At 68.1% G+C, this 11,948-nt stretch carries 12 protein-coding genes; 8 read left to right on the top strand and 4 right to left on the bottom strand.

Annotated elements, in window-relative coordinates:
- Positions 1-24: 24 nt before the first annotated feature.
- The gene (locus tag A9973_RS26955; protein WP_183016675.1) at positions 25-1,776 is read right to left on the bottom strand and encodes a DUF342 domain-containing protein; all 1,752 of its coding nucleotides are present in this window, start codon (positions 1,774-1,776) and stop codon (positions 25-27) included.
- A 241-nt stretch (positions 1,777-2,017) separates the two neighbouring features.
- Here A9973_RS26955 and A9973_RS26960 point away from each other — a divergent pair, with 241 nt between their 5' ends.
- Positions 2,018-2,770: a lytic transglycosylase domain-containing protein gene (locus A9973_RS26960; RefSeq protein ID WP_183016676.1), complete on the top strand. Its 753-nt coding sequence runs from the start codon at positions 2,018-2,020 to the stop codon at positions 2,768-2,770.
- Between the two features lie 36 nt (positions 2,771-2,806).
- Here A9973_RS26960 and hemL read toward each other — a convergent pair whose 3' ends face one another.
- From hemL to A9973_RS26975, 3 genes are read right to left on the bottom strand one after another with little or no spacing between them, the layout of a single operon-like run.
- Positions 2,807-4,084: a glutamate-1-semialdehyde 2,1-aminomutase gene (gene hemL / locus A9973_RS26965; RefSeq protein ID WP_183016677.1), complete on the bottom strand. Its 1,278-nt coding sequence runs from the start codon at positions 4,082-4,084 to the stop codon at positions 2,807-2,809.
- A 5-nt stretch (positions 4,085-4,089) separates the two neighbouring features.
- Positions 4,090-4,755 (bottom strand): thiamine phosphate synthase, encoded by a 666-nt coding sequence (gene thiE / locus A9973_RS26970; RefSeq protein ID WP_183016678.1) that lies wholly within the window; start codon positions 4,753-4,755, stop codon positions 4,090-4,092.
- On the bottom strand, positions 4,752-5,597 hold the full coding sequence (locus A9973_RS26975) for a hydroxymethylpyrimidine/phosphomethylpyrimidine kinase (protein WP_370539542.1): 846 nt from the start codon (positions 5,595-5,597) through the stop codon (positions 4,752-4,754). The genes thiE and A9973_RS26975 overlap by 4 nt, the downstream gene beginning before the upstream one ends.
- A 120-nt stretch (positions 5,598-5,717) precedes the next feature.
- On the opposite strand from A9973_RS26975, the gene A9973_RS26980 reads away from it, so the two are divergent.
- The 7 genes from A9973_RS26980 to A9973_RS27010 all read left to right on the top strand — a co-directional run bounded on the left by A9973_RS26980 (position 5,718) and on the right by A9973_RS27010 (position 11,431).
- Positions 5,718-5,882, top strand: coding sequence for a rubredoxin (locus A9973_RS26980; protein WP_003814980.1), 165 nt, complete (start codon positions 5,718-5,720; stop codon positions 5,880-5,882).
- 157 nt (positions 5,883-6,039) lie between these two features.
- A complete protein-coding gene (locus tag A9973_RS26985; RefSeq protein ID WP_183016680.1) occupies positions 6,040-6,627 on the top strand; it encodes a YqgE/AlgH family protein in 588 nt (195 codons plus the stop codon).
- Positions 6,620-7,021, top strand: coding sequence for a Holliday junction resolvase RuvX (gene ruvX, locus A9973_RS26990; protein ID WP_183016681.1), 402 nt, complete (start codon positions 6,620-6,622; stop codon positions 7,019-7,021). Before A9973_RS26985 ends, ruvX begins: the two co-directional genes overlap by 8 nt.
- Before the next feature lie 21 nt (positions 7,022-7,042).
- Positions 7,043-7,966, top strand: a complete 924-nt coding sequence (locus A9973_RS26995) for an aspartate carbamoyltransferase (RefSeq protein WP_183016682.1) — start codon at positions 7,043-7,045, stop codon at positions 7,964-7,966.
- Positions 7,963-9,273 (top strand): dihydroorotase, encoded by a 1,311-nt coding sequence (locus A9973_RS27000; RefSeq protein WP_183016683.1) that lies wholly within the window; start codon positions 7,963-7,965, stop codon positions 9,271-9,273. The genes A9973_RS26995 and A9973_RS27000 overlap by 4 nt, the downstream gene beginning before the upstream one ends.
- Positions 9,270-10,013 (top strand): 1-acyl-sn-glycerol-3-phosphate acyltransferase, encoded by a 744-nt coding sequence (locus A9973_RS27005; RefSeq protein WP_183016684.1) that lies wholly within the window; start codon positions 9,270-9,272, stop codon positions 10,011-10,013. Before A9973_RS27000 ends, A9973_RS27005 begins: the two co-directional genes overlap by 4 nt.
- A gap of 992 nt (positions 10,014-11,005) precedes the next feature.
- Positions 11,006-11,431 carry a transposase gene (locus tag A9973_RS27010; RefSeq protein ID WP_183015393.1) on the top strand — a complete coding sequence of 142 codons (426 nt, stop codon included), beginning with the start codon at positions 11,006-11,008 and terminating at the stop codon, positions 11,429-11,431.
- Positions 11,432-11,948 lie beyond the last annotated feature (517 nt).

The following is an 11,948-nucleotide window of genomic DNA, read 5'->3' on the forward strand; positions in this document are numbered from 1 at the left end:
GGGCGGGCGCCGTGCGCGGCGAGGTCAGCGGATGACGATCTCGCCTTCTTCCAGCCCGGCTTTGCCGCCTACCTGGTCTTCAAGGAACTCCTGCATCTTGTTGCCCAGCTGGATCTTCGAGCCGCTGCAGAAGCGCCGCGTCGCCGTGATGACGGCGGTGTGCAGCGGCAGCAGATCGCGGACCAGCTGCGCTTCTTCCGCGTCCAGCGCCAGCAGTTCGCCACTGAGCTTGCCGTGGGTGTTGCGGGCACGTTCCACCACGTCGCCCGGGGCGCGCTGAGGGTTGGCCTTCAGGAACATCAGCAGTTGTTCCAGTTTGGCCTTTTCCTCGTTCATTTTCAGGCGTTTGCGCGTCAACGCCGAACGCTTGATGTCGGCATGCGGGTCCAGGCCGGCCTGCACCATCGTGGGGATGCCCGACGGCGAACCGATGGTGCCGGCGCGCACGGCATTCAGGGCGCGGGTCTGCCCGCCGGTGATGGCGCTTTGCTGCGTGTTCGGCGGGCCGACCAGCACGCTGCCGCCGGCGGCGATGCTGCTCTGGCGGATTTCGCGTTCCACTTCCACGTCCTGTCCGGCGCTGATGATCGCGTTTTCGATGAACTTCGCTTTCAGCATCCCGCCGCAGACGATGTGGGCGGTGCGGGCCGTGGCCGCGGCGTCCTGCAGGGCCTCGGCCATGCCGATGACGCCGCCTTTGACGGTCACGCTGCCGCCGGCTTCCACCAGCGCCGCTTCGATGGTGCCGTTGACGACCACGTCGCCGGTCACGCGGACTTCCATGGTGGCGGCGATGTCGCCGCGCACTTGCAGCGACCCTTCAAAGGTGATGTTGCCGGTGGACAGGTTGACGGCGTCGACTTCCACCATCGGATTCACCTGCACGCCCTGGCTGATCAGCTTGGGCGTGCCGGCGATCGTGGCGCGCAGCAGCAGCGGGTCTTCCGGGTCGACCTCGACGCCCGAGATGTCCTTGGAGAAGGGCGTGTCGGGCATTTCTTCCGGCAGGACGGGTTCCCCCAGCACGTCGGTGCCGTCCACGCCGGGCAGCGGGGGCACGCGGCGCATCAGCGGCGTGCCGGGCGACACCAGCAGCAGGCTGCCCAGGTCGCGGTAGTCCACCTGGGCCAGTTCGTCGATTTCCTGGGCGCGCGGCTTCAGGCGGTCCAGCAGGCTTTCAAAGCGGGTGGGCGTGCCGCGCGTGGGCGGCGTGCCCTGGGCGATCATCACCGTGGCGGTGCGGCCTTGTTCGATGGCGTCGGCCATGGCCTGTTGCAGCACGCCATGCACGATGCCGCGGTCGGCCACGGCTTGGTGCAGCGCATCCAGGGTGACAGGCTGGCCGCCCTTGGGCGGGTGCAGGATCAGCAGCGCGGCCATGCGGGTGGCGTCGAGTTCCAGCTCGAACGAGCCGTCCACCACCTGTCCGACGGCGAACTGCACGGGCTCGGCGGCGCTGCGGCACTGGTCGATGAAGGCCAGCACGGCGTGGTTGTCCAGCGCCTCGGCGGTCCAGCCCTGCGCGACGGCGGCGGCGGTCAGCGTGTCCCAGGTGGGCAGGTCGAGGTTGACGCGGGGCGCGGTGTCCACGGCGACGTCGGTGTCGGCGTCCTGTTCCTGGGCGGCCTGGGCGCTGGCCGCGCCAATCGCCTCGACGGCGGGGGCGTCTTCATCGTCCACCGCCGCCGTGGCTGGGCTCGCAGGCGGCGTGTAGATGGCCGTCAGGACGTTGGTATTGGCATCCAGCACCAGCTGGAGCGTGTTTTCTGCGTCCATCTCAGCCTCTCCCGCCTGGCGCTCGTCGGCTGCCAGGTTCATTCATTTGGTAAATAAACGAAATATTGCGACATATTCTATCGTACTCGTCCGACGTATGCCGTAGTTTCGGCCCTGATTTACACAGGGAAATCGCGCGGCGGCGCCGGACTAGGGCGTAGGGCCGAGCGACAAATGCGGTTGGCCGCCGCAGCATAGGGGCACGCCAACCCGTCTTTGGACGCCGCTTTCGCCCCGACCCATGCGCCGATATCCCCTTTCCCTTCTGCCTGCCTTGCGCGCCCTCGCGGCGCGGGCCGGGGGCATGGCGGCGGTGGCGGCCCTCGTGGCGGGCGCGCTGACGCTGGCGCCAGCCCGCTCTGCCCAGGCCAGCGAGGTCTACCGTTACAAAGACCCGTACGGTGTCTGGCGCGCCATGAAAGTGCCCACGGGCTACGCCAAGTATTACAAGCGGGCGCAGGCGCGGACGGTGTGGCGAAGCAACGGCATCAAGGCCTGTCTGGACTGTCCGCCGCAGGCCGGTGACGGGGCGCGGCTGGCCGTGAATACGCCGACCTCCCGGGCCTTGCGCTGGGGCGACGCCAAGCCATCCACGGCCCACGACGGACTGATCGCCCGTGCGGCGCAGGATTCGGGGGTGGACGGGGCCTTGCTGACCGCGGTGATCGCGATCGAATCGGGGTTCCGCAGCGATGCGCGGTCGCCCAAGGGCGCGCTGGGGCTGATGCAGCTGATGCCGGCAACGGCGGCTTCGGTGCTGTCGGTGGACGATATCGAACGCGCGCTGGTGGATCCGGCGACGAACGTGCGGGCAGGGTCGCGCCATCTGCGCCGGCTGCTCGACCAGTACCCGGGCCGTCTGGACCTGGCGCTGGCCGCCTACAACGCGGGGGAGGGGGCGGTGCGCAAGTACGATGCCGTGCCGCCTTACGCGGAAACCCAAGCTTACGTCAGGGACGTGACCGCCCTGTACGAGCGCTACAAGGCGCCCTGAGCCGGCACGGGGCCGGCCGGGCGCCGCTTGCGCGAACTACATCGCGGCGAAGACCTTTTCGGCGATGTCCAGCGTGGACGCGATCACGGCGTCGTCGTGCGTGGCCGATACGAAGCCCGCTTCGAACGCGGATGGCGCGAAATGCACGCCGTGGTCCAGCATGGCGTGGAAGAAGCGGTTGAACGCCGCCGTGTCGCACTGGGAAACTTCCGCGAACGAGGTCGGGACCTGGTCGCTGAAGTAGATGCCGAACATGCCGCCCACGGAATCGGCCGAGAAGGCCAGGCCGGCGCCGCGCGCGCGTTCTTGCAGGCCCTGGGCCAGCTTCGCGGTCTGGGCGGACAGCTTCTCGTAGAAGCCGGGCGCCGCGATCAGGCGCAGCGTGGCCAGGCCGGCCGCGACTGCGACCGGGTTGCCCGACAGCGTGCCGGCCTGGTACACGCCGCCCAGCGGGGCGATGTGCTTCATGATTTCGGCGCTGCCGCCGAAGGCGCCCACCGGCATGCCGCCGCCGATCACCTTGGCCAGCGTGGTGATGTCCGGCTTGACGCCGGTCAGGCCCTGCACGCCCTGGGGGCCTACGCGGAAACCGGTCATCACTTCGTCGAAAATCAGCAGCGCGCCGTATTGCGTGCAGACGTCGCGCAGGCCTTCCAGGAAGCCTGCCGACGGCTTGATCAAGTTCATGTTGCCGGCCACCGGCTCCACGATGATGCAGGCGATGTCGGCGCCATGCTGGGCGAAGGCCTGGCGCACGGCCTCCAGGTTGTTGAATTCCAGCGTCAGCGTGTGCGAGACGAATTCCGGCGGCACGCCGGCCGAGCTGGGGTTGCCGAAGGTCAGCAGGCCCGAGCCGGCCTTGACCAGCAGGCTGTCCGAATGGCCGTGGTAGCAGCCTTCGAATTTCACGATCTTGGCGCGGCCGGTGGCGCCGCGCGCCAGGCGGATTGCCGTCATGGTGGCTTCGGTGCCGGAGCTGACCAGGCGCACCTGTTCCAGCGAAGGCAGGCGCGAAATCAGCACTTCGGCCAGTTCGATCTCGGCTTCGGTGGGGGCGCCGAACGACAGGCCGTTGACGGCCGCATCCTGCACCGCGCGCACCACTTCCGGGTGCGAGTGGCCCAGGATGGCCGGGCCCCAGGAGCCCACGTAATCGATGTACTGCTTGTCTTCCGCGTCCCACACGTACGGGCCTTGCGCGCGCTTGATGAACCGCGGCGTGCCGCCGACGGAGCGGAAAGCGCGCACGGGCGAGTTGACGCCGCCGGGGATGCTGCGGCAGGCGCGTTCGAAAAGCTGTTCGTTACGGGACATGGCGTTCAAGGCTTGCGGTTGGGGTTGACGATAAAGGGCGCGGAGCAGGCCGAGGCGGCGGCCCGGATGCTGGGCGCTTCGAAAAGTCCGGTGATGACGGCGATGGCGTCGGCGCCTGCCTGAGCCACCAGCAGCGCGTTGTCGGGCGTGATGCCGCCGATGGCGACCACCGCGGGCCGGGGGGCGTCGCAGTCTTCGACCAGGCGGCGGGCTTCGGTCAGCACCGACAGGGGCGCCCGCACGGTGTCGGGCTTGACGGTCGAGGCGAACATCGCGCCGAAGGCGATGTAGTCGGCGCCGGCGTCCAGCAGTTCGCGGGCGCGGGCCAGGTCGTCGTAGCTGGAGCCACCCAGGATCAGGTCGGGGCCCGCTTCGGCGCGGATGCGCGCCAGGCTTTCGTCCTCGCGGCCCACGTGCGCGCCGTCGGCGCCCACGTCCAGCGCCAGGCGCCAGTCGTCATTGATCAGGAACACGACGCCCAGCTCGCGGCACAGCGGGGCCAGCGCACGGGCCTGTTCGGCGCGGACGGCGTCGGGCACGTTCTTGCGGCGCAGCTGCAGCGACCGCATGCCGCCGTCGGCGGCTTTGCGCACGGCCTGCAGCAGGCGGTCGGTATCGTCCCATTCAGGGGTGACGCCATACAGGCCGGCGGGAAAGCGCAGCGGTTTCATTGCGGTTGGATCCGGTTGGGGATGCGCCGGCCCATGCCCGGCAGGAAGCTGGCGGCCACCGAGGCGTCGGCGTGCGCCAGGCCCTGGCGCACGGCTTCGGGCATTTCCAGCCCGCGCGCCAACATGGCGGTGATGGCGGTGGCGGCCAGGCCGCCGGCGTCGCCGTTGCGGTCGGGCGGCGCCTGCCACGGCCAGGTGTGCGTCTGGCCGCTGGGGCCCAGCAGCACGTTGGCGTAATGGCCGGGCCGCTGCGGGCTGCCCAGCACCAGCACCCATGCGGCGCCGGCCGCCACCAGGGCGTGCATCGGGCTCGGTGCGTCCCCGATATCGATGTCGCCGTCGGCGTGCCACTGCGCCAGGCGCAGGTGCTCGATGACCAGCAGATCGGTCTGCGGCAGCACCAGTTCCAGCGTGGCGGCCAGCAGGTCGTCGGCGTCGTCCTCGTCGGCGGCGTCCGCCGGCAGGGGCGCGCGCTGGCCCAGGTGCAGCACCAGCGGAACCTGGTTGTAGTCGGCGGCGACCTGGGCGGCCACGCTTGCCGTTTCAGCGGTGTATAGTCCGCCCACCTTGATGGCCTGCACGGACATGTCTTCCAGCAGGCAGCGGGCCTGATCGTCCAGCAAGTCGGGCGAAACAGGATGGATTTCTTCGATGCCGGCAGTGTCCTGCACGGTCAGCGCGGTGACGGCCGCCAGGCCGTGACAGCCCAGACGGGCGCAGGTGACGGCGTCCGCGGGCAAGCCGTCGGATCCCGAGGGATCGAGCGGGCCGAAGACCAAAACGAGAGGGGGAGTTACGGGGGCCACGTGGACAGCGCTTGAGTGAGGGTACCCGGACTCAATTTGAGGTGAATCAGGGGAACCCCTATTGGGTTTCGGTAAGATTGTCCCCATTCTAATGGAAGCCCCCCACCTTTGCCCCGCCACGGGGACCAAGGCCGGGATTTGATGTAAGAGAGAACTATGCGTACTTGGATGTGTCTGATTTGTGGCTGGGTCTACGACGAAGAGGCCGGCCTGCCCGACGAGGGCATTGCTCCCGGCACCCGCTGGGAAGACGTGCCGCCGAACTGGGTCTGTCCTGAATGCGGCGCCCGCAAAGAGGACTTTGAATTGATGGAAATCTGAACCCGATCCGCTGACCTATTCCGCCAGGGCTCGTAAGATGGGGCAAGCCCCCATCCCTCGTAACCGCAGGACGGTCTGCCGCCAGGCAAGCAGGGCCGCCGCGCAGTAGCGCGCGCCCCGTCCTCGGTTCTTTCAGACTACCCATGAAGGGGTTGCCATGACGGAAAAACACCACGAAGCCGCCGCGACGCAGGCGGCCAACTTTGCCAACCAGTTCCTGATCGCCATGCCGGGCATGGTCGAGGGCAGCCTGGCCGGCTCTGTCATCTACGTATGCGAACACACCGAGCGCGGCGCGCTGGGCCTGGTCATCAACCGGCCCACCGACCTGACGCTGGGCACCCTGTTCGAGCGCATTGAACTGACGCTTGAAATCGGCCCCGTCAAGGACACGCTGGTTTTCTTCGGCGGCCCGGTGCAGACCGACCGCGGCTTCGTGCTGCACGCGCCCGCGGGCGACTACAGTTCCAGCATCAAGATGGGCGCGATGGCGCTGACGACTTCCCGCGACGTGCTGCAGGCCGTGGCCGACGGCAACGGGCCTGCCCGGATGCTGGTCACGCTGGGGTACGCCGGCTGGGGCGCCGGGCAGCTGGAAAGCGAAATGGGCCAGAACGCCTGGCTCAGCGTCGGCGCCGATGACCACATCATCTTCGATGTGCCTCCCGAAGGCCGCTACCCGGCCGCGTTGAAGCTGCTGGGCATCGATCCGGTCATGCTGGCGGGCGGCGCGGGCCATGCCTGAAGAGACCCTGCTTGGCTTTGACTTCGGCGAAAAGAAGATCGGCGTCGCCATCGGCAACACGCTGACGCGCCAGGCGCGTCCGCTGGAAATCATTTTCAGTGAAATCCGCGACGCGCGTTTCGGCCGCATCGCGGCGCTGTTGCAGGAATGGCAGCCGCACCGCGTGGTCGTGGGGCTGGCGCTGGACGCCGACGGCGGCGAACAGCCCGCCACGGCGCGTTGCCGGCGATTCGCCAACCAGTTGCACGGCCGCTTCGGCATCGCCGTCGAACTGGTCGACGAACGCGGCTCCAGCATGGAGGCCCAGCGCCTGCTGGGCACGCATGCGGCCGACGACGCAATGGCCGCGGCTGTTATCCTGCAACGATACCTCGACACCCTGCCTGCGTCCTGAAGCACGGGGCCCGGCCTGCCTATGCTCAATCCGCAACTTGATCGCCGCGGCGAACTCATTCATCTGCTGACAACGGAAGGGTTGCCGCGGCGCCATGTCGAGCGCCTGCTCGACGCGGCCCGCGCGCTGGCCGCCGGCGACGCGCCCGCCGTCGCGCCCCGCCCCGTTTTCCTTTTCCTGCCTGACGACCCCGCCGGCCGCGACGCCTACGCCGACGCCGCCACGCGCCTGTCCCTGCTGCCCGTCGCGCTCGATGCGCAAGACGCCGATGCCCACGCGGGCGACGCGCTGGCCCAGACCGCGGCCGGCCTGGCGCCCGGCGTGCTGGTGCTGCGCCATGCGGCAAGCGGTGCGGCCCATTGCGCGGCCGCGCACGCCGCGCCGGGCTTGCACGTCGTCAATGCCGGCGATGGCGGGCATGCGGACCCGCTACCCGCGCTGGCGCTGGTGCAGGCGATGCGCGACATCAAGCAAGACCTGACCAATCTGGCCGTGACGCTGGTGGGCGATATCCGCCATTCGCCGGTGGCGCGCTCGGTTATCCACGCCATGACGACGCTTGGCGTGCCCGAAGTGCGCGCCGTCGCGCCGCGCACGCTCATGCCGGACAGCCTGCCGCAGCTGGGCGTGCGCGCGTGCGCCACGCTGCAGGAAGGCTTGCAGGATGCCGATGTGGTCATCGTGCTGCCCCTGGACGTCGAACGGATCAGCGGCGCGCTGCTGCCGTCCGCCCGGGAATACGCGCAGGCCTATGGCCTGACGTCCGCCGCGCTGGCCGCCGCCAAGCCCGACGTGCTGCTGCTGCCCGCCGGCGCGTTGACGCCGGGCGTGGAAGTGGATGGCGACGTGGCCGCCAGCCTGCCTCCCGTCGAGGCGCAATTGGCCGGCCTGCTTCAACCGTTGCGCCTGGCCGTCCTCCACGTGCTGGCAGGAGACGCCCCATGAGGCTGCATATCGCCAACGGCCGGCTGATCGACCCCGCGAACGGGGTGGACGGGCGGCATGACATCTATACGGCCGATGGCCGCGTGGTGGCCGTGGGCACGGCGCCGGACGGCTTCCAGGCCGACCGCGTGCTGGATGCCGCCGGCCTGGCCGTGCTGCCGGGGCTGGTCGATCTGTCCGCCCGGGTGTTGCAGCCCGCGGGGGCCGGCGGGGTGGCGGCGGGATCCGCCTTCGCGCCCGCCGAGTTGCGTGCGGCGCTCGCCGGCGGCGTGACCCGGCTGGTGCTGCCGCCCGAACCCGACGCCACGCTGGACGAGCCGGGCAAAGTCGACGCCCTGATGCGCCAGGCCGACCCCGGCCACGCCCGCGTCCATCCGCTGGGCGCGATGACCGTGGGGCTGGCCGGCGAGACGCTGGCGGAAATGGGCCTGCTGACCCAGGCAGGCTGCATCGCGTTTGCCCAGGGCGATCACGGCATTGCCGACACGCGGGTGCTATGGGGCGCGATGCGCTACGCCAGCGGGCAGGGCCACGCCTTGTGGCTGCGTCCGCAAGATCCGTGGCTGGCGCGCGGCGGGGTCGCCGCCAGCGGCGCCTACGCCGAACGCCTGGGGCTGGAGGGCCTGCCGCCCCAAGCGGAAACGGTGGCGCTGCAAACGATTTTCGAACTTCAGCGCGCAACTGGCGCCCGCGTGCATCTGACCCGCCTGTCAACGGCGGCGGGGCTGGAACTGCTGCGCGCGGCCAAACGGGAAGGGCTGCCGGTGACGGCCGACGTGTCGGCCCACAACCTGCATCTGACCGACGTCGACATCGGTTTTTTCGATACGAATTTCCATCTGTCGCCGCCGTTGCGCGGCCAGCGCGACCGCGACGCCCTTCACGCGGCGCTGGCCGAGGGGCTGGTCGACGCCTTGTGCTCAGACCACACGCCGGTTGATGGCCGGGGCAAGGCGGTGCCGTTCCCGGTGTCGGCGCCCGGCGCGACGGCGCTGGAATTGCTGCTGTCGCTGACGCTGAAATGGGTGCGCGACCGCCGCCTGCCGCTGATCGACGCGTTGGCCCGGGTGACGTCGGGCCCGGGCGCCGTGCTCGGCCGGATGGCGCCGGGCGCCGCGCAGGCGGGCCAGTTGGGCGTGGGCGCGCCGGCGGACGTGTGCGTGGCCGACCTGGACGCCGAATGGCTGGTGATGCCGGCCGCGCTGCAAAGCCGCAGCGCCCGCACCCCGTTCGCGGGTATGATGCTGCCCGGTCGGGTACGTGCCACCGTGGTCGGTGGCCGGCTGGCCTGGGAGACTTCGGTTTGAAGCTGCTGCGCTTTGTCCTACGGCTGGCACTGGTGCTGCCCTTGATCGTTTTCGGCCTGTTTTGCGTAGGAGCGGTCTATCCCTTCCTTAGGCCAACCTCCCGTGCGTGGTTGAACCGCACCTGGTCCCGGGCGTTGATGGCGGCCTGTGGGTTGCGGGTCGTCTTCAAGGGCGAGCCACGCTTGGCGGGCCCGGTGCTGCTGGTGGCGAACCACGTTTCCTGGATCGATATCTTCGTGCTGAATTCCGCGCGGGCGACGTCGTTCGTGGCCAAGAGCGAGATCCGCAGCTGGCCGGTGATCGGCTGGCTGGTGGCGGGGGCGGGCACGCTGTTCATCGAACGCGGGCAACGTCACGCGGTGCACGCGATGGGTGAGTCGATGCAGGCCCGCTTCAAGCTGGGCGACGCGGTCGGCCTGTTCCCGGAAGGCACGACAAGCGAAGGCTTCGATCTTCTTCCTTTCCACGCAAGCCTGTTCGAGCCGGCGCGCTCGGCGGCAGTGGAAATCCAACCAGTGGCGTTGCGGTTTTTGCGTGACGGCAAGCGGGACGGGTTCGCGGCGTTTGTCGGGGAAGAGAGCCTGGTGGCGAATCTGTGGCGGGTGATGGGGACGACGGGGCTGTCTGTCGAGGTGGTGTTTTTGCCTGTGTTGGCGGCGAGACATGCGGACGGGAGTTTGCCGACTCGGCTGGAGTTGTCGCATCAGGCTCGGGATGCGATTCTTGGGGTGCTTACTTAAGTGGTTCTTTAGGGCTACTTATGTGATTTTTGTTGGGCGTGTCTTAGGTTTTCTTGGGACTTGCTTTAGATCTTCGTGGGACTTGCCCTAGATCTTCGTGGGACGCTCGTCGCCGGGGTCGGGTGGGTGGCGCGCGCCCACGATTGCGGTCCGGAGCGTTCGCTCCGGACTGCCCCTTCGTCATCTTCGTTGCGGCCTACGGCCGCTGCCTTCAGATTCCCTCGGGCGCATCAAGGTTGCGCGCCACCCACCCGACCCCGGCGACGAGCTGCGCCATCTTGGTTCGCGCGCTGCTAGAGCGCCGTTTACTGACGAGATTTGCGGGGCCCGCCTCATGCGTCCGCGCGGGCGGACGCATTCTGCATACGCGTTGTTGATGCGTCGGGGCGATGGTCGCTTGCGCGCTGGTGGTGAGTGGTTTTCTTTTGGTCCCCGCAGTCAGTGGGGGAGGTGGAGCGACGGGTGGCGCGCGGCGCATAGCTGCTTGCTTTTTCGCACCTGTACGCGCGCCACCCGTCTAAAAGGGAGGGCGGTGACGGGATCCGGCGATGTCGCTCTTCTGACGGTTTGATCGTCGATCGCGAATGGGTCTTCAACCATGCATTGACCGTCAATCGTAGGATGGGTGGAGCGCGGCAAATCCGGTGTAAGAACGGCAACGCCGATCGCGCGCAACCCATCATGGTGGCAGGCATCGATGATGGGCTATGCGCGCAATGGCGGAATGCGCGATGGGTTGCGTGCGGCATACGTCCGTGTACTTGGGCCAACCGGAACGCACTCCACCCATCCTTGTATGTTTTTATAGCACTTACCGATCTCACGTCGGGGGTGCTGGGGACCGGGACGCACCCATCCATCAGCCGTCAGTAGCGGACTGACGTTGGTAGATATCCCACCCCGCCCAAATACGTCGATTAAGAATCTAGCGGCCGTGACCGCCGATTGATCGCAAGACGAGGCTGCGCCTGTCCAGCGATCGGCATAAGCACGTGGGATCGCAAGTTCAGGTCCAGCACGCGTTGGATGCCTTGGCGCAGTTGGCAGATGCTCTTGATGGGGCCGCTCTGGTGACGGCCGTCACCCGCATCCCGTTCGCCTCTTCGGACGCAGTGGTGGCCTACGCGGGGCTAGACCCCACGCCCAAAGAATCTGGAGCCTACAAAGGCCTGCGCAAACTCAGCAAGCAGGGCGATGCGGCCCTGAGAAGCCTTGCTTATAACGCGGCAACTTCAGCCAGCCGAACGGCTGCCTTCAAACCCCTCTATGCAGCGTTACGAGCCAAGGGCTGGGCCTCAACACAGGCCCTAAACATCATCGCCAGAAAACTCCTACGCATCGCCTTCGGCGTATGGAAATCGCGCAAACCCTTCGACGTCAATCGCTTTATCGCCAACCAGGCTTGCGCCAAACCATAGAATCTACGAAGCACGTTCGGCATACTCGCGACGCAAGACACCGCCAAGTCCCCGAGGCCGCCCGCGCGGCCGACAAGGGACGACCCCGCAAGATCCTCCAAACCAAAACCGCCCCAAAGCAAAACGCAACGATCGCAACCCACACGCGAAGCGAAACACGTCACGACGCAAGACGACGCGTAAGCTCCCCAAGGCCGCCCGCGCGGCCGGCCGGGAGCGGGCCCCGCAAGATCCTCCACCACTGGGGAGCTTACGCGTCGTCTTGCGTCGTGACGTGTTTCGCTTCGCGTGTGGGTTGCGATCGTTGCGTTTTGCTTTGGGGCGGTTTTGGTTTGGAGGATCTTGCGGGGTCGTCCCTTGTCGGCCGCGCGGGCGGCCTCGGGGACTTGGCGGTGTCTTGCGTCGCGAGTATGCCGAACGTGCTTCGTAGATTCTATGGTTTGGCGCAAGCCTGGTTGGCGATAAAGCGATTGACGTCGAAGGGTTTGCGCGATTTCCATACGCCGAAGGCGATGCG

The organism is Achromobacter sp. UMC46 (assembly GCF_014170335.1).
Taxonomy (GTDB): Bacteria; Pseudomonadota; Gammaproteobacteria; order Burkholderiales; family Burkholderiaceae_B; genus Achromobacter.

Bases quoted from the DNA above. Each gene is read 5' to 3' on its own strand.
- A9973_RS26980 (WP_003814980.1), top strand. From the start codon at position 5,718: ATGCGTACTTGGATGTGTCTGATTTGTGGCTGGGTCTACGACGAAGAG.
- A9973_RS26995 (WP_183016682.1), top strand. From the start codon at position 7,043: ATGCTCAATCCGCAACTTGATCGCCGCGGCGAACTCATTCATCTGCTG.
- A9973_RS26960 (WP_183016676.1), top strand. From the start codon at position 2,018: ATGCGCCGATATCCCCTTTCCCTTCTGCCTGCCTTGCGCGCCCTCGCG.
- thiE (WP_183016678.1), bottom strand. From the start codon at position 4,755: ATGAAACCGCTGCGCTTTCCCGCCGGCCTGTATGGCGTCACCCCTGAA.
- A9973_RS26955 (WP_183016675.1), bottom strand. From the start codon at position 1,776: ATGGACGCAGAAAACACGCTCCAGCTGGTGCTGGATGCCAATACCAAC.
- hemL (WP_183016677.1), bottom strand. From the start codon at position 4,084: ATGTCCCGTAACGAACAGCTTTTCGAACGCGCCTGCCGCAGCATCCCC.
- ruvX (WP_183016681.1), top strand. From the start codon at position 6,620: ATGCCTGAAGAGACCCTGCTTGGCTTTGACTTCGGCGAAAAGAAGATC.
- A9973_RS27000 (WP_183016683.1), top strand. From the start codon at position 7,963: ATGAGGCTGCATATCGCCAACGGCCGGCTGATCGACCCCGCGAACGGG.
- A9973_RS26985 (WP_183016680.1), top strand. From the start codon at position 6,040: ATGACGGAAAAACACCACGAAGCCGCCGCGACGCAGGCGGCCAACTTT.